The sequence below is a fragment of the Streptomyces sp. adm13(2018) genome, assembly GCF_008042145.1.
Taxonomy (GTDB): domain Bacteria; phylum Actinomycetota; class Actinomycetes; order Streptomycetales; family Streptomycetaceae; genus Streptomyces.
Genome location: NZ_RDBH01000141.1, coordinates 850,485 through 867,498, shown reverse-complemented (window position 1 = coordinate 867,498; position 17,014 = coordinate 850,485). Strand labels below are relative to the sequence as shown.

At 72.6% G+C, this 17,014-nt stretch carries 14 protein-coding genes; 1 reads left to right on the top strand and 13 read right to left on the bottom strand.

All coding sequences use genetic code 11. The annotated features are described in order from the left end of the window. The 13 genes from EAO70_RS32070 to EAO70_RS32010 all read right to left on the bottom strand — a co-directional run. On the bottom strand, window positions 1-646 hold a 646-nt coding region (locus EAO70_RS32070), incomplete at its 3' end, for a hypothetical protein (protein WP_261993142.1). A 48-nt stretch (window positions 647-694) separates the two neighbouring features. After that, on the bottom strand, window positions 695-1,252 hold the full coding sequence (locus tag EAO70_RS32065) for a GNAT family N-acetyltransferase (RefSeq protein ID WP_148006293.1): 558 nt from the start codon (window positions 1,250-1,252) through the stop codon (window positions 695-697). After that, on the bottom strand, window positions 1,230-3,488 hold the full coding sequence (locus EAO70_RS32060; protein WP_148006292.1) for an MMPL family transporter: 2,259 nt from the start codon (window positions 3,486-3,488) through the stop codon (window positions 1,230-1,232). Before EAO70_RS32060 ends, EAO70_RS32065 begins: the two co-directional genes overlap by 23 nt. A 202-nt stretch (window positions 3,489-3,690) precedes the next feature. After that, window positions 3,691-5,769 (bottom strand): phosphocholine-specific phospholipase C, encoded by a 2,079-nt coding sequence (locus EAO70_RS32055; RefSeq protein ID WP_148006291.1) that lies wholly within the window; start codon window positions 5,767-5,769, stop codon window positions 3,691-3,693. A 307-nt stretch (window positions 5,770-6,076) separates the two neighbouring features. Continuing rightward, window positions 6,077-7,588, bottom strand: a complete 1,512-nt coding sequence (gatB, locus tag EAO70_RS32050) for an Asp-tRNA(Asn)/Glu-tRNA(Gln) amidotransferase subunit GatB (RefSeq protein ID WP_148006290.1) — start codon at window positions 7,586-7,588, stop codon at window positions 6,077-6,079. Window positions 7,589-7,604: 16 nt separating this feature from the next. Continuing rightward, the gene (locus EAO70_RS32045) at window positions 7,605-7,838 is read right to left on the bottom strand and encodes a hypothetical protein (RefSeq protein WP_163013975.1); all 234 of its coding nucleotides are present in this window, start codon (window positions 7,836-7,838) and stop codon (window positions 7,605-7,607) included. Window positions 7,839-7,843: 5 nt separating this feature from the next. Then, complete coding sequence (gatA, locus tag EAO70_RS32040; RefSeq protein WP_148006289.1) at window positions 7,844-9,340, bottom strand: Asp-tRNA(Asn)/Glu-tRNA(Gln) amidotransferase subunit GatA; 1,497 nt, start codon at window positions 9,338-9,340, stop codon at window positions 7,844-7,846. 5 nt (window positions 9,341-9,345) lie between these two features. Then, window positions 9,346-9,642 (bottom strand): Asp-tRNA(Asn)/Glu-tRNA(Gln) amidotransferase subunit GatC, encoded by a 297-nt coding sequence (gene gatC, locus EAO70_RS32035; protein ID WP_015036350.1) that lies wholly within the window; start codon window positions 9,640-9,642, stop codon window positions 9,346-9,348. 105 nt (window positions 9,643-9,747) lie between these two features. Continuing rightward, a complete protein-coding gene (locus tag EAO70_RS32030; RefSeq protein ID WP_148006288.1) occupies window positions 9,748-11,862 on the bottom strand; it encodes a putative bifunctional diguanylate cyclase/phosphodiesterase in 2,115 nt (704 codons plus the stop codon). Between the two features lie 332 nt (window positions 11,863-12,194). Then, window positions 12,195-14,375, bottom strand: coding sequence for an NAD-dependent DNA ligase LigA (ligA, locus tag EAO70_RS32025; protein ID WP_148006287.1), 2,181 nt, complete (start codon window positions 14,373-14,375; stop codon window positions 12,195-12,197). 32 nt (window positions 14,376-14,407) lie between these two features. Beyond that, window positions 14,408-15,424: a methionine synthase gene (locus EAO70_RS32020; RefSeq protein ID WP_148006286.1), complete on the bottom strand. Its 1,017-nt coding sequence runs from the start codon at window positions 15,422-15,424 to the stop codon at window positions 14,408-14,410. A gap of 2 nt (window positions 15,425-15,426) precedes the next feature. Then, a complete protein-coding gene (locus tag EAO70_RS32015) occupies window positions 15,427-16,125 on the bottom strand; it encodes an SDR family oxidoreductase (protein ID WP_148006285.1) in 699 nt (232 codons plus the stop codon). 7 nt (window positions 16,126-16,132) lie between these two features. Next, the gene (locus tag EAO70_RS32010) at window positions 16,133-16,672 is read right to left on the bottom strand and encodes a TIGR00730 family Rossman fold protein (protein WP_148006284.1); all 540 of its coding nucleotides are present in this window, start codon (window positions 16,670-16,672) and stop codon (window positions 16,133-16,135) included. A 106-nt stretch (window positions 16,673-16,778) separates the two neighbouring features. Here EAO70_RS32010 and EAO70_RS32005 point away from each other — a divergent pair. Continuing rightward, window positions 16,779-17,014, top strand: a 236-nt coding sequence (locus tag EAO70_RS32005) for an alpha/beta fold hydrolase (RefSeq protein ID WP_410091561.1), incomplete at its 3' end; no start/stop codon positions are given.

Here is a 17,014-nt window from a genome sequence, read left to right as displayed (position 1 = left end):
AGAGAAGACCGGCGAGACCACCGGGGCCGGCACCGCCGAGACGACCGCGCCCGCCGAGGAGACGGCCGCGGTCCCGCTCGACAAGCGGTCCGCCGGGCCCGCCGCGACCGCCGCGCCCGAGGACGACATCGCCCCCGAGGACGGCGCCGGCGACGGCGACCGAGCGGACCCAGGCGGGGCGCCCGGGGAGGACGAGCACGAGGACGGCGACGAGCAGGGCGATCAGCGCGAAGACGCCGTTGACCAGGGCGGTGCTGTGCCAGGCGTCGCCGTAGATCTCGGAGATCTGCTGGGTGGGGGTGCCGGATCCGGAGGTCTTGATCTGCCCGAGGAGGGTCTCGCGCTCGGAGACGACCTTGCCGGTCCAGGTGCCGGTGAGCGCGACGGCGCCGAGGGCGGCGGAGACGACGGCCGCGGCGGTGCCGCCGATGCCGGCGGAGGCCGGGGCGGTGGTCTCGGCGGACAGGTCGTCGTCCGCGTCGCCGTCCTCGGGGGCGATGTCGTCCTCGGGCGCGGCGGTCGCGGCGGGCCCGGCGGACCGCTTGTCGAGCGGGACCGCGGCCGTCTCCTCGGCGGGCGCGGTCGTCTCGGCGGTGCCGGCCCCGGTGGTCTCGCCGGTCTTCTCTGTCGTCGTCTTGGTGTCCATGCGCGGCACGCTAGGCGCCTCGTATGAGAACCGTATGAGGACGGCGGGTCAGGAGGTCCTGGCGGCGCGCCACTCGGGGGCGAGGACGGCCCAGACCTCGGTGTCGGCGCGGACGCCGCGGTGCGGGTAGTTCTCCCGCAGCACGCCCTCGCGGGTCATGCCGAGGCGGCGGGCGACGGCGATGCTCGGCCCGTTCTTCGCGGAGGCGTGCCATTCGACGCGGTGGATGCCGCGCTCCTCGACGGCCCAGTCGATGATGACCCGGCAGGCGCGGGTGACCAGGCCCTTCCCGGCGGCGGAGGGCTCCAGCCAGCAGCCGGCCTCGGCGGTGCCGTGGGTCGCGTCGAAGGTCCGGAAGAGGACGCCGCCGACGAGTGTGCCCCCGGTCCAGATGCCGTAGATGCGTCCGGTGTCGTGCGCGGCCTTCTCGGCGTACGCGTGGAGGAAGGAGCGGGCGGAGGCGCTGTCCGTGACGACGTCGGGGAGGACGATGTGCTCGCCGATGAACTCCCGTCCGCGGTCCATGTGGGCGAGGAACTCCTCGGCCTGCGAAGGCTCCAGGGGCCTCAGTTCGGCGCCGTCGTCACCCAGCGATATCGCGAACATCGTCGTTCCTCTCCTCGGCGGCCGGTGCCGGGGTCGCGGCCGCGGCCGTCACGCGCTGAGCCGGTATCGTCCCACGCGCGTCGGCGGCCTCGCGGGACTCCGGGGTCTCGATGCTGATCCGGGGCAGCAGCCGGTCGAGCCACTTCGGCAACCACCAGTTCGCCCCGCCGAGCAGGTGCATGAGGGCGGGGACCAGCAGGGTCCGCAGGACGAAGGCGTCGAGGGCGACGGCCGCCGCGAGCGCGATGCCGAACATCGCGATGACCCGGTCGCCGGAGAGGACGAAGGCGAGGAAGACCGCGATCATGATCACGGCGGCGGAGTTGATGACGCGGCTGGTCTCGGCGAGGCCGACCCGCACCGCCCGCCGGTTGTCGCCGGTCTCCAGCCACTCCTCGTACATCCGGCTGACCAGGAACACCTGGTAGTCCATGGACAGCCCGAAGAGGACCGAGACCATGATCACCGGGAGGAAGGGCTCGATCGGTCCTGCGCTGCCGAGGCCGAGGAGTTCGCTGCCCCAGCCCCACTGGAAGACCGCCACGACGACGCCGAAGGCGCCGGCCACGGCGGCGACGTTCATGACCGCGGCCTTGAGGGGGATGCCGAGGGAGCGGAAGGCCACCAGGAGCAGCAGGCACCCGAGGGCGATGACGACCCCCACGAAGAGCGGCAGCTTGCCGATGATGATCTCGGCGAAGTCGTCGTACGAGGCGGTGACGCCGCCTACGTGGACGTCGAGCGAGGTGCCGTTCTCGGCGGTCGGGAGGACGTCGGTGCGGAGCCGGTCGACGAGTTCGCTGGTGGCCTTGGACTGGGGCGCGGAGTCGGGGACGACGGTGAGGACGGCGGTGTCGCCCGAGCTGTTGTAGACCACCGGGGAGACGGACGCGACGCCCTTGGTGGCGGAGAGGGCGGCCGGGAGCTGGTCGAGGGCGAGCCGGTCGTCGGCGCCGTCGAGCCCGGCGACCAGGGTGAGCGGGCCGTTCACCCCGGGTCCGAAGCCGTCGGCGATCAGGTCGTACGCCTGCCGGGTGGTCGCGGTGGCCGGGCCGTTGCCCTGGTCGGAGGTGCCCAGGTGGAGCGAGAGGGTGGGCAGGGCGAGGACGCCCATGACGACGGCGGCGACGAGCCCCAGGAGCTTGGGGTGGCGCTCGACGAAGGCGGACCAGCGGGCGGCGAAGCCGGTGGGCAGCTCGGGCTGCGGTCCGTGCTCGGCGAGGGTCCGGCGTTCGCGCCGGGACAGGGCCCGCATGCCGATGAGGGAGAGCAGCGCCGGCAGCAGGGTGACGGAGGCCGCGACCGTGAGGACGACGGTGAGGGAGGCGGCGAGGGCGACGCCGTTGAGGAAGCTGAGCCGCAGGATCAGCATGCCGAGCAGGGCGATGCAGACGGTGGCGCCGGCGAAGACGACGGCGCGGCCGGTGGTGGCGACGGCGGTCTCGGCGGCCTCGGCGACGGAGAGCCCGCGTTTCAGTCCTCTGCGGTGCCGGGTGACGATGAACAGCGCGTAGTCGATGCCGACGCCGAGGCCGACGAGCATGCCGAGCATGGGCGCGAAGTCGGCGACGGTCATCAGATGGCCGAGGAGCACGATCCCGGAGTAGGCGATGCCGACGCTGACGAGCGCGGTCGCGATGGGGAGTGCGGAGGCGGCCAGGGAGCCGAAGGCGAGGAAGAGGACGACGGCCGCGACGGCGACGCCGACGACCTCGGCGATGTGACCGCCGGGGGCCTCGGTGAGGGCGACGGCGCTGCCGCCGAGTTCGACCGAGAGGCCGTCACGCTCGGCGGCCTTCGCGGTGTCGACGAGGGCCTGGGCCTGCGCCTCGGGTATGTCGTCGGCCTGCTCGCGGAAGACGACGGTGGCGTACGCGGTGTGCCCGTCCTCGCTGACCTGCCCCGGGATGTCGCCGTAGGGGGAGGTCACGGCGGCGATGCCGGGGAGTCCGGCGACCTCGTCGAGCACCGCGGTCATGCGCCGCTCGACGGCGTCGGCCCGGACGCTGCCCCGGTCCGTGTGCCAGACGATGGTGTCGCTGTCCCCGCCCAGACCGTGGAAGCCGCGTTCCAGGAGCGCGGTGGCGCGGCCGGACTCGGTGCCGGGGACCTCGTAGTCGTTGGAGTACGCGCTGCCGGCGACGACGGCCGCGGTGCCCACCCCGAGGAGGGCGGCGAGCCACAGCAGGACGGCGACGAGGCGGTGCGTGACGCACCACCGTGCGATGGCTGCCAAAGGGGGTGCTCCCTGGGTGGTTCGAGGATCTTCAGCGGGAACAGCCCGAGAAAGAACGCTTCACCTGTGTGAGCACACTCTCGCAGCCGGACGAGATCGTTTGTCCGTTTCGTGTCGATGCTCACAGGGCTGCCCGAAGGGTCGGGCCGGAGGTCCCGGACCTCGGTCCCGACCCTCCGGGCAGCCCGCTCGCCGCGGGCGCTCAGCCGGAGACGCTGGGGCGGCCGTTCTCGATGTGGCCCATGAGCCGTCGGCGGAACCCGCCCGGTGCGGTGACCTCGACGTCGTACCAGCCGTGCGCGTCAGCGGCCGAGTGCACGACGGTACGGGTCTTCCCGGGCCGTACCGTGACCGTGCGGGTCCAGTCCGCCAGGTCGTCCTCGTCCCCGTACCCGAGCGGCCGCACCGTGAAGGAGACGGGCGCCGGACCCGTGTTGCGGACCGTGAGGTGCAGGTCGCGGTCGTGGTGGTCGATCCGGGAGGCCAACTCGGCGCCCCCGGCCGCCGGCCCCTCGAACTCACGGCGGAAGCCGTTGGGGCCGGTGATCGTGAAGCGGTAGCGCTCGCCCGGGACGGGCACGGTCCACTCCCCCGCACCCCGGACGTCCTGGTGCTGCGGGACGGCGAACTCCCCCGCGTACGGGTAGAGCGCGAAGTGGGCACTGGCCCTGCCCGTGTTGCTGAGCGCCACCCGCACGGAACCGGGCACGGAGGTGGCGGCGGCGTCCGGCTGGTACGGCAGCGGGCGGGCGCGGCGGACGCCGGGCTCCTGCACGGGCATCCGCTGCTCGGCCGGGGGCTGCGGACGCCAGCGGCCGCTGAAGGGCGGGACCGGGCCCGGCTGCTCGATGTCGGGCTGCCGGTGCCCGCGCCGGAAGTCGAAGGCGGAGGTGAGGTCGCCGGTGACGGTCCGCCGCCAGGGGGTGATGTTCGGCTCCCGGACGCCGGTCAGCTTCTCCAGGAAGCGGATCACCGAGGTGTGGTCGAAGGTCTCGGAGCAGACGTAGCCGCCGACCGACCAGGGCGAGACGACGAGCAGCGGGACGCGGATGCCGAGACCGGTGGGCTGCCCCTTCCAGCGCTCGTCCGTGTTCCCGGCCGGCGGGACGGGCGGCGGGACGTGGTCGAAGAAGCCGTCGTTCTCGTCGTAGTTGATCAGGACGACGGTGTGGCGCCAGACGTCCGGGTGCGCGCCGAGCGCGTCGAGCACCTTGTAGACGAGGGACGCGGAGGCGATCGGCGACGAGGAGCCCGGGTGCTCGGAGTCGATCGCGGACGGCACGAGGTAGGAGACCTCGGGGAGGGTGCCCGCGGCGACGTCGGCGCGGAAGGCGTCGGCGAGGGTGCCGCTCTCGACCCGGCGCAGTCCGCGCTCGAAGAGGGAGCGCTCGGCCGCGGTGAGGCCCGCCACGCCCTCCTCCAGGAGCCCGAGGAGACGGGCACGCTCGGCGGTGTCCCCGGTGTCGCGGACGGCGGCGTAGAAGGACTCCATGAAGGTGTGCCCGCCGGTCCTGGCGAGCGCCTTGCGGGCGATCTTCTTGAAGGTGGTGAAGAACTCGATGTTGTTGTCGGTGAAGTTCTCCCACTCGGTGTACGTCTTCCAGCTGCGCCCGGCGGCCTCCAGCCGTTCGGCGTAGGTGGACCAGCCGTAGCCGGGGTGGGTGCCCTCGGCGTACGCGGCGTTGGTGACGGCCCGGCTGCCGTCGGCCTCGAAGCCGGTCCAGCCGGACCAGAGGTGGTTGCGGTTGGGGCTCGTCGAGGTGTGGATGGACGAGTGGTAGGCGTCGCAGACGGTGAAGGTGTCGGCGAGCTCGTAGTGCAGCGGGATGTCCCGCCGGTCGTAGTACGCCATGGTCGCGGCGGTCTTGGCCGAGACCCAGCCGTCCATCCAGCCGTCGCGCCAGGCCTTGGCGCCGCCGCCCCAGGAGTGGTCGAGGTCCCCGATGTACTGGAGGTCCTTCCGCTGCGTCTCGGCGGCGCCGCGGATCGGGAAGGGCAGCACGGTCCGGCCGAGGGCGGCGGGCTGCTCGAACACGGGCCGGCCGGAGGGCAGTTCGACGGCGTTGCGGTCGGAGAAGCCGCGGACGCCGCGCAGGGTGCCGAAGTAGTGGTCGAAGGAACGGTTCTCCTGCATGAGGATCACCACGTGCCGCACGGCCGACAGACCACCCTGCGGCGGTCCCGCGGCGATCGCCTCCTGGAGCGAGGGCGGGAGCAGCGAGCCCGCCGCGGCGGCACCGAGCGCACCTCCGCCCAGGGCGAGGAGCCTTCTGCGGGACATCCGGGACTTCTCGGGGGACAAGACCGACCTCCAGTCGACGGCCAATGGTTCGCCTTCGAGCCATTGGGTGCTACGCCGGGGACGGTAGTGAGACCGGGTGACGCGCGGAAGACCCCGTGGGGGCGCGGTGGTGAACGTCCAAGAGGCCGTGACGGGAGTCCAAGCGACGGGGCGCCGTCCGAGGCCGCAGGGGAACGCGGAACGGCCCCGCACCGGGACTCCGGTGCGGGGCCGTGCACAGATCCGTACGAGAACCCGTACGAGAACCCGTAGGGGAACTCGTCCGGGACCCCGTACGAGAACGGGATCAGCCCTCGCTGACGCCCAGCTTCTCCAGGATCAGGTCCTTCACGCGGGCCGCGTCCGCCTGGCCGCGGGTGGCCTTCATGACCGCGCCGACCAGGGCGCCGACCGCGGCGACCTTGCCGCCGCGGATCTTGTCCGCGATGGCCGCGTTGCCCGCGATGGCCTCGTCGACCGCCGTGCCCAGCGCGCCGTCGTCGGACACGACCTTCAGGCCGCGCTTCTCGACGACCTCGTCCGGGGTGCCCTCGCCGGCGAGGACGCCCTCGATGACCTGGCGGGCCAGCTTGTCGTTCAGGTCGCCGGCGGCGACCAGGGCGGAGACCCGGGCCACGTCCGCCGGGGTGATCGCCAGCTCCTCCAGCGACACGCCCTGCTCGTTGGAGCTGCGGGCGAGCTCGCCCATCCACCACTTGCGGGCCGAGGCCGCGTCCGCACCCGCCTCGATCGTGGCGACGATCGCGTCGACCGCGCCGGCGTTGAGGATGGACTGCATGTCCAGCTCGGACACGCCCCATTCCTCGCGCAGCCGGTTGCGGCGCACCCGGGGCAGCTCGGGCAGCGTGCCCCGCAGCTCCTCCACCCAGGCGCGGGCCGGGGCGACGGGGACGAGGTCGGGCTCCGGGAAGTACCGGTAGTCCTCGGCGTTGTCCTTGATGCGGCCGGAGGTGGTGGAGCCGTCGTCCTCGTGGAAGTGACGGGTCTCCTGCACGATCGTGCCGCCGGAGGACAGCACCGCGGCGTGGCGCTGGATCTCGAAGCGGGCCGCGCGCTCCACCGAACGGAGCGAGTTGACGTTCTTCGTCTCCGAGCGGGTGCCGAACTTCTCGCGGCCGTGCGGGCGCAGCGACAGGTTCACGTCGCAGCGCATCTGGCCCTTGTCCATCCGCGCCTCGGACACGTCGAGCGCACGGATCAGCTCGCGCAGCTCGGCGACGTAGGCCTTGGCGACCTCGGGGGCCCGCTCGCCCGCGCCCTCGATCGGCTTGGTGACGATCTCGATGAGCGGGATGCCGGCCCGGTTGTAGTCGAGCAGCGAGTGCGAGGCGCCGTGGATGCGGCCGGTCGCGCCACCGATGTGGGTGGACTTGCCGGTGTCCTCCTCCATGTGGGCGCGCTCGATCTCCACGCGGAAGACCTCGCCGTCCTCCAGCTGGACGTCCAGGTAGCCGTTGAAGGCGATCGGCTCGTCGTACTGGGAGGTCTGGAAGTTCTTCGGCATGTCCGGGTAGAAGTAGTTCTTCCGGGCGAAGCGGCACCACTCGGCGATCTCGCAGTGCAGCGCGAGGCCGATCTTGATGGCCGACTCGACGCCGATCGCGTTCACGACGGGCAGCGAGCCGGGCAGACCGAGGCAGGTCGGGCAGGTCTGCGAGTTGGGCTCGGCGCCCAGCTCGGTCGAGCAGCCGCAGAACATCTTCGTCTTGGTGCCGAGCTCGACATGGACCTCCAGGCCCATGACGGGGTCGTACTCGGCGAGCGCCGCTTCGTACGACAGCAGTTCAGTGACAGTCACGGTGAGACTTTCCCTCTCAGCCCAGCAGGACGTCGTCGTCGCCCAGGCGCTTCAGCTCCCGGTAGAGGATCGCCAGGCCGGTCGCGATCGCGGCGGCGGACACCGCGGCGTCGAGCAGCCGCAGGACGTCGTTGTCGTTGCGGGCCAGCTTGGCCTGCTTGGCGACGCTGACCGCGCCGAAGGCGGTGGTGGCCAGCGAGACGTACAGACCGGTCTTGGACTTCTTGAAGTTCTTGGCCTTCTTTGCCATGGCACTCACAGCGACGGAGCCTCCTCGAGCAGCGGATGCCCCCACTTTTCCACGAAGGCGGCCTCGACGGCGGCTCCGACCTTGTACAGCCGGTCGTCCTTCATGGCGGGAGCGATGATCTGCAGACCGACCGGCAGACCGTCCTCGGGCGCCAGGCCGCAGGGCAGCGACATGGCGGCGTTGCCGGCCAGGTTGGTCGGGATGGTGCACAGGTCCGCGAGGTACATCGCCATCGGGTCGTCGGCGCGCTCGCCGATCGGGAAGGCGGTGGTGGGGGTCGTCGGGGAGACGATGACGTCCACCTCCTCGAAGGCCTTCTCGAACTCGCGGGTGATGAGGGTCCGGACCTTCTGGGCCGAGCCGTAGTACGCGTCGTAGTAGCCGGAGCTGAGCGCGTACGTACCGAGGATGATGCGGCGCTTGACCTCGTCGCCGAAGCCGGCCTCACGGGTGAGGGCGGTGACGTCCTCGGCCGAACGGGTGCCGTCGTCGCCGACCCGGAGGCCGTAGCGCATGGCGTCGAAGCGGGCCAGGTTGGAGGAGCACTCCGACGGCGCGATCAGGTAGTACGCCGAAAGGGCGAGGTCGAACGTCGGGCAGTCCAGCTCGACGATCTCGGCGCCCAGCTCCTTGAGCAGCTCGACGGACTCGTCGAAGCGCTGCACGACGCCGGCCTGGTAGCCCTCGCCGCGGAACTGCTTGACGACGCCGACGCGCATGCCGGCGACCGAGCCGTTGCGCGCGGCCTCGACGACCTGCGGGACCGGGGCGTCGATGGAGGTCGAGTCGAGCGGGTCGTGCCCGGCGATCGCCTCGTGCAGGAGAGCCGCGTCCAGGACCGTACGGGCGCAGGGGCCACCCTGGTCGAGGGAGGACGAGAAGGCCACCATGCCGTAGCGGGAGACCCCGCCGTAGGTCGGCTTGACGCCGACGGTGCCGGTGACGGCGGCGGGCTGGCGGATCGAACCGCCGGTGTCCGTGCCGATGGCGAGGGGGGCCTCGTACGCGGCGAGGGCGGCGGACGAGCCGCCGCCGGAGCCGCCGGGGATCCGGGTGAGGTCCCAGGGGTTGCCGGTCGGGCCGTAGGCGCTGTTCTCGGTGGAGGACCCCATGGCGAACTCGTCCATGTTGGTCTTGCCGAGGATGACGACGTCGGCGGCCTTCAGGTTCTTGACCAGGGTCGCGTCGTACGGCGGGATCCAGCCCTCCAGGATCTTCGAGCCCACGGTGGTCGGCATGCCGACGGTGGTGAAGATGTCCTTGAGCGCGAGCGGCACACCGGCGAGCGGGCCGAGCTTCTCGCCGCGGGCGCGCTTCTCGTCCACGGCGCGGGCCTGGGCGAGCGCGCCCTCACGGTCGACGTGCAGGAAGGCGTGGACCTTCTCGTCGACGGCCTCGATGCGGGCGAGGTGGGCCTCGGTGACCTCGACGGCGGTCAGTTCGCCGGCGGCGATCTTCCCGGCGATCTCGGCCGCGGTGAGCTTGATGATGTTGTCCGTCATGACGGTTAGTCCTCCCCCAGGATCTGCGGCACCTTGAAACGCTGCTGCTCCTGGGCCGGGGCGCCGGAGAGCGCCTGCTCGGGGGTGAGCGACGGACGGACCTCGTCCGCGCGCATGACATTGGTCAGCGGCAGCGGGTGGGAGGTCGGCGGTACGTCTTGGTCGGCGACCTCGGAGACGCGGGCGACCGCGCCGATGATGTCGTCGAGCTGGCCGGCGAAGTGATCGAGTTCTTCGCCCTTCAGCTCCAGACGCGCCAGCCGTGCGAGGTGGGCGACCTCCTCGCGCGTGATGCCAGGCATGCGGATCCTCACGGGGTGAGCTTGATGGTGTGGGCCCATCCTATGGGGCCGGTGCCGCTGCCCGTGAAACGGTTTGCCCGGGGCGGTGCCCCGGGCCGACGCGGCCTACGGGACGACCTGTCCGGAGGGGTGGTCCACGGCGAGTTCGGCGGCGATGTCGGCGGGGCGGCGCCAGCCGTGCTCGCCGCGGGCGAGCAGCCAGGCGGTGGCCTCGCCGGGCGGCATCGCCGCGGCGACCAGCCAGCCCTGGACGGCGTCGCAGCCCAGGTCGCGCAGGCGTTCCCAGGTCTCGTCGTCCTCGACGCCCTCGGCGACGACGAGGAGGCCGAGGGAGTGGGCGAGGTCGACGGTGCAGCGGACGATCTCGGCGTCCTCGGTGTCGACGGCGAGCCGGGCGACGAAGGAGCGGTCGATCTTCAGTTCGCTGACGGGCAGCCGACGGAGGTGGACGAGGGAGGAGTAGCCGGTGCCGAAGTCGTCGAGGGACATCTTGACGCCGTGGCCGGTGAGGCCGTTGAGCGTGTCGGCGGCCCGCTGGGGGTCCTCCAGGAGGACGTGCTCCGTTATCTCCAGCTGGAGGGCGCCGGCCGGGACTCCGTGGCGGGCGAGGCGGGCGGCGACGGCGCCGGCGAAGCCGGGGGTGTGGACGTCGCGGGGCGAGACGTTGACGGCGACCGGGACGTCGAGTCCCTGGGCGCGCCAGCGGGCGACCTGGGCGAGGGCGGTCTCCAGGACGTACTCGGTGAGATGGGGCATGAGGCCGGAGGACTCGGCGATGGCGATGAACTCGTCCGGGGGGACCTTGCCGCGCTCGGGGTGGACCCAGCGGACGAGGGCTTCGAGTCCGGCGACCTGGCCGTCGAAGCGGACCTTGGGCTGGTAGTGGAGTTCGACCTCGCCGGCGTCGAGCGCGCGGCGCAGGTCGCCGAGGAGGCCGAGGCGGTCGGGGGTGTTGGAGTCGCGCTTGGACTCGTAGACCTCGACGCCGGTGCGGTCCCGCTTGGCCTGGTACATGGCGACGTCGGCGCGGCGCAGCAGGCCTTCGGCGTCGAGGGCGTGGTCGGGGAAGACGGCGACGCCCGCGCTGGCCTCCAGGACGAGGGTGAGTCCGTCGAGGTCGAGCGGGGAGGAGAGTTCGGCGACGAGGTGGCGGGCGACCCGCTGGGCGCTGGTGGTGGAGTCGGCGGTGGGCAGCAGGACGGCGAACTCGTCGCCGCCGAGCCGGGCGGCCTCGGCGCCGCGGGGCAGGGCGCGGCGGAGCCGGTCGGCGATCTGGAGGAGCAGCCGGTCGCCCGCGAGGTGTCCGAGGGTGTCGTTGACCGATCGGAAGCGGTCGAGGTCGATCAGTACGAGGGCGGCGCGGGCTCCTTCGCCTTCGGCCTCCTCCAGGGCGGTCCAGGCCCGTTCGAGCAGCCACTGGCGGTTGGGGAGTCCGGTGAGCGGGTCGCGGAGCTGCTCCTCGGCGCGGGCGCGGGCGATCCACAGGGTGGAGTCGAGGGCGATGAGGGGGACGGCGAAGAGGGGCAGCAGGACCGGGCGGGTGGCGGCGACGACGCAGATCAGCGGGGCGATGCCGAGCAGGGCCACGGCGACGAGGCCCTGCCGCAGGAGCGCGGTGCGGGCGACGGTGGGCAGTCCGCGGGTCTGCGGGGCCAGCGTGTACCACAGGAGGAGCCGGGTCACCACGAGGTAGGTGGCGGCGGCGAGGACGACTTCCGGGAGGTCGCCGATCGTCCAGTCGAGGGGCTGCCAGGGCCGCTCGACGGTGGGGACGTCGCCGAAGAGGGCGAGGACGAGGGCGGCGGCGGCGACTCCGAGGACGTCGGCGGCGCCGTGCAGCAGGCCCTGTCGCCAGCGGTGCCGGCGGGCGGCGCCGACCAGGGTGACCACGGTCATCGAGACGAGTCCGGCGGGCACCCAGCCGTAGAGCAGGAGGACGGCGAGGGTGAGGGCGGCGCCCGAACCGGTGCCGCCCCACCAGCGGTCGCGGCCGAGGGCGACCAGATGGCCGACGATGAGGCCGGTGAGGAGCGCGAGGGACCAGCCGGTGACTCCGCCGGGGAAGAGGCCGCTGCCGGCGCTCAGGCCCTGTTGGAGGCCGACGACGAGCACGACGGCGGCGATGCCCACCACGGCGGCGGGCAGCCGGGAGGTGAAGCCCGGGGACCCCGTACGGCCGTGCGGCCGTGGGACCGGGGCGGCGCTCTCGGTCGGTTCCATTCCCGTCCCTCTCACAGGCGGCGGTGCCGTCGGTGTGCGATGGGCCGCGGTCAGGCGGCTGTCCGTCGTCCGGCCGTCCGCGGTCCGGCCGCCGTCGGGCGGTCGGACGTCGTGCCACGGGGCCGTCGTCCTGGCGCCGCGACCGGCAGAACCCTCGCGCGGTCGTGCAGGACCGGGCGCACGGTCACCACATTAGGCCGCCGAGGCCGCCGAGGGGCAGCGCTCTCCCTGTCTTGCCCGAATGCGACCTGGCCACCCGTAACGATCTGGTATGCGCCGAACGGGTGACCGTCGCACGGTCCTCGGGCGGGCCGGGAGCGGGCCGCGGGCGGTTACTCGGCGACCGGGACGGCGGCCTCCCGAGCGGCCTCGGGCCCTTGTTCGAGCAGGATGCCGAAGCCGTCCTCGTCCAGAACCGGAACCTTCAGCTGCATGGCCTTGTCGTACTTCGAACCAGGGTTTTCGCCCACGACGACGAAGGCGGTCTTCTTCGAAACGGAACCGGTCACCTTCGCACCGAGGCCCTGGAGGGACTCTTTTGCGCCATCCCTGGTGAACTTCTCCAGCGTCCCGGTCACCACGACCGTGAGGCCCTCCAGCGGACGCGGGCCGACCTCCTCCCCCGCGCCCTCGTCCTCCAGCGCGACCCCGGCGGCGCGCCACTTGCGCACGATCTCGCGGTGCCACTCCTCGGCGAACCACTGCTTCACCGCGGCCGCGATGATCCCGCCGACCCCGTCGACGGCGGCCAGCTCCTCCTCGCTCGCCTGCTCGATCCGCTCCAGGGAGCGGAACTCGCGGGCCAGCGCCTCGGCCGCGACCGGCCCCACGTGCCGGATCGAGAGCCCGTTGAGGAAGCGGGCCAGCGGGCGGGTCTTCGCCGCCGCGATGTTCTCCAGCATCGCCAGGGCGTTCTTCTTCGGCTCGCCCTTCTGGTTGGCGAAGACCGTGACGATCTTCTCCTCGCCGGTCTTCGGGTCCCGCTTGGGCAGTCCGCTGTCCTGGTCGAGGACGTACGCCTTGATCGGCAGCAGCTGCTCGATCGTCAGGTCGAAGAGGTCGCCCTCGTCCGCGAGCGGCGGCTCGGCGGGCTCCAGCGGGCGGGTGAGCGCCGCCGCGGCGACCGCGCCGAAGCTCTCGATGTCCAGGCACTGGCGGCCGGCGAGGAAGAAGAGGCGCTCGCGCAGCTGGGCCGGGCAGGTCCGGGCGTTCGGGCAGCGGAGGTCGATGTCGCCCTCCTTCATCGCCTTCAGCGGCGTCCCGCACTCGGGGCACTCGACGGGCATCACGAACTCCCGCTCGCTGCCGTCCCGCAGGTCGGCGACCGGCCCGAGGATCTCGGGGATCACGTCGCCGGCCTTGCGCAGCACCACGGTGTCGCCGATCAGCACGCCCTTGGCCTTCACCACCTCCTGGTTGTGGAGGGTGGCGAACTCGACCTCCGAGCCGGCCACGGTCACCGGCTCGACCTGCGCGTACGGCGTGACGCGTCCGGTGCGGCCGACGCCGACCTTGATGTCGATCAGCTTGGTGTTGACCTCCTCCGGCGCGTACTTCCAGGCGATCGCCCAGCGCGGGGCGCGCGCGGTGGAGCCGAGCCTGCCCTGGAGGGGGATCTCGTCGAGCTTGACGACGACCCCGTCGATCTCGTGCTCGACGGAGTGGCGGTTCTCGCCGAAGTAGGCGATGAACTCCCGTACGGCGTCGAGCGAGTCGACCACCTTGTTGTGCCGGGCGGTGGGCAGGCCCCACTCGCGCAGCAGCTCGTAGGCGTGGGAGAGGCAGTCGATGTCGAAGCCCTCGCGGGCGCCGATGCCGTGCACCACCATGTGGAGCGGGCGGGAGGCGGTGACCTTCGGGTCCTTCTGGCGCAGTGAACCCGCCGCCGCGTTCCGCGGGTTGGCGAAGGGCTTGTCCCCGGCCTCCACCAGCCGGGCGTTGAGCCCCTGGAAGGCCTCCATCGGGAAGTAGACCTCGCCGCGGATCTCCACGAGGGCCGGGATGCGGTCCCCGTGCAGCCGCTCCGGGATGTCGGCGATCGTCCGGACGTTGGGCGTGATGTCCTCGCCGGTGCGGCCGTCGCCGCGGGTGGCGGCCCGGGTGAGCCGGCCGTGCTCGTACGTCAGGTTGACCGCGAGGCCGTCGACCTTCAGCTCGCACAGGTAGTGGTAGCCGGGGGCGCCGACGTCCCGCGCGATCCGCTCGCCCCAGGCGGCCAGTTCGGCGTCGTCGAAGGCGTTGTCCAGGGAGAGCATCCGCTCGCGGTGCTCGACGGAGGTGAACTCGGTCTCGTACTGCCCCGCGACCTTCTGCGTCGGCGAGTCCGGGGTGCGCAGCTCCGGGTACTCCTCCTCCAGCGCCTCCAGGGCGCGCAGGAGGCGGTCGAAGTCGCCGTCGCTGATGACCGGCTGGTCCTTCACGTAGTACCGGAAGCGGTGCTCCTCGACCTGTTCGGCCAGGTCGGCGTGCTTCTCCCGTGCCTCGGCGGGCAGGGCCCCCTGTTCGACTGCCACCTTCGTCCGTCCTCCCGTGCCTCGAAACCCGGTCACTCTGGGTTGTCCGCGAGCGATCTCGCCGCCCTGACGCAGTGGGCGAGCGCCGCACGGGCGTAGGCGGGCGAAGCGCCCGCGAGCCCGCACGTGGGCGTGACGACCACGGACTCCGCGAGAGTCCCCGGATTCAGCCCCAGCCTGCGCCACAGCGTCCTGACACCCATGACGCTACCGCCCGGGTCCGACAATGGGCCGTCGGTGGACGCCACCACACCGGCGAAGAGTCGGGTGCCGGCCTCCACGGCCTCTCCGATGGTCTCCTCGTCACGCTCGGTGAGCAGGGAGAAGTCGAACGAGACGCCCGCCGCGCCGGCCCGCCGCAGGAGCGCGAACGGCACGTCGGGGGCGCAGGAGTGGACGATCACCGGCCCGTCGTGGACGGCGACGACCTCGCGCAGCGCGCTCTCCACGACCTGCCGGTCGACGGCCCGGTGGGTGCGGTAGCCGCTGGCGGTGCGGACGTGGCCGCGCAGGACGGCCGTGAGGGAGGGTTCGTCGAGCTGGAGGACGATCCGGGCGCCCGGGATCCGCTTGCGCAGGTCCGCCAGGTGCGTGTGGAGGCCCTCGGCGAGCGAGCCGACGAGGTCGCGGCAGGCGCCGGCGTCGCCGACGGCGGCCTCGCCGCCGCGCAGCTCCAGGGCCGCGGCGAGCGTCCAGGGGCCCACCGCCTGCACCTTGAGCGGCCCCTCGTACCCCTGGGTGAACTCCTCCAGGGCGTCCAGGTCCTCGCCCATCCAGGAGCGGGCGCGCCGGGTGTCGCGGCCGGGGCGGTCGCTGATCCGCCAGCCGCTGGGCTCCACGTGCGCGTAGAGGTCGACGAGCATCCCGATGGTCCGGCCGATCATGTCGGCGCCGGGACCGCGGGCGGGAAGCTCCGGGAGGAACGGGAAGTCCTCGAAGGACCCCGTGACGGTCTTGGCGGTCTCCCGGGCGTCGCCGCCCGGCATGGAGCCGACGCCGGTGGCGGGTCCCCAGAGCGGGCGGTCGTCCTCGGTCTGCGTCTCGCCCATGTCTAGCGTCCCGGACGAACGGTGAGGTCGTTGATCTCCGCGTCGCGCGGGAGGTCGACGGCGGTGAGGATGGCCGTCGCGACCGACTCGGGGTCGATCCACCGGGACGGGTCGTAGTCCTTGCCCTCCTGGGCGTGGACCTTGGCCTGCATGGGGCTCGCGGTGCGGCCCGGGTAGACGGAGGTCACCCGCACGCCGTTGGCGTGCTCCTCGTGGCGCAGGGCGTCGGCGAGGGCCTTGAGGCCGTGCTTGGAGGCGGCGTACGCGCCCCATTCGGCGTGCGCGGCGAGGCCGGCGCCCGAGTTGACGAAGACGACGTGGCCCTGGGAGACCCGGAGCTGGGGCAGGAGGTGGCGGGTCAGTTCGGCCGGGGCGACGAGGTTGACGTCGAGCTGGTGGTGCCAGGTCTTGGGGGTGAGGTCCCCGACGGGCCCGAGGTCGACGACGCCGGCGATGTGCAGCAGGGTGTCCACCCGCTCCGGCATGGTCTGGTGCGAGAACGCCCAGGAGAGGCGGTCCGGGTCGGCCAGGTCCCCGACGAGCGTCCGGGCGCCGGGGAACTGCGCGGCGAGTTCCTTGGCGCGTCCCGCGTCGCGGGCGTGGAGCACGAGGTCGTCCCCGCGCGCGTGGAGGCGGCGCGCGACGGCCGCGCCGATGCCGGAACCGGCTCCGGTGATCACATGTGTAGCCATGGTCACCATGCTCGCATCAGCGGGCGGCGATGTTCTCCTCCAGGTGGGCGAGGGCCGTGGGGGCGTCGTCGGCGAAGAGGGCGAGGTCGGCGAGGGGGATCGGCAGGAAGCCCTCCTCCTCCATCCGGCGGAACTGGAGCTTGAGTCCGTCGTAGAAGCCCGCGGTGTTCAGGACGACGACCGGCTTGCGGTGCTTGCCGTGCTTCTTCAGCTCCAGGATCTCGGTGGCCTCGTCGAGGGTGCCGGTGCCGCCGACCAGGACGACGATCGCGTCGGACTTGGCGAGGAGCAGCGCCTTGCGCTCGGCGAGGTCGCGGGTGACGACCATCTCGTCGGCGTCCGGGCGGGCCTTGTGGGCGAGGAAGTCGACGGAGACGCCGACGAGCCGGCCGCCGGCCTCCTGGACGCCGTCGGCGACGACCTTCATCAGACCGGTGTCGGAGCCGCCCCAGACCAGGGTGTGGCCGGCCTTGCCGAGGAGGCGCGCGAAGTCGCGGGCGGGGGTCGTGTAGCGCTCGTCGAGGTCGGCCGCGGAGAGGAAGACGCAGATGTTCATGGCCCCACCGTAGGCCCTGACCAGGGGCTTAAGAATTCCTCGGGGAAATCCCGCCGCGGGGCGATGAGTTCGGGCGGCGGCCGCGGTCTCCCCTGCCATGAACGACATGGACGAGGTGAGCGCCCCGCCGGCCGGGGTCCGGGGACGGGTCGTGTCGCGGGACGGTACGCCGATCGCGTACGAGCGGTACGGGGAGGGGCCGCCGCTGGTCCTGGTGAGCGGGGCGCTGGGGACGGCGGAGGGCGAGCGGCCGCTGGGCGGGCTACTGGCCCGGCGCTTCTCGGTCGTGGCGTACGACCGGCGGGGGCGCGGCGGCAGCGGGGAAGGCGGCCCGTACGCGGT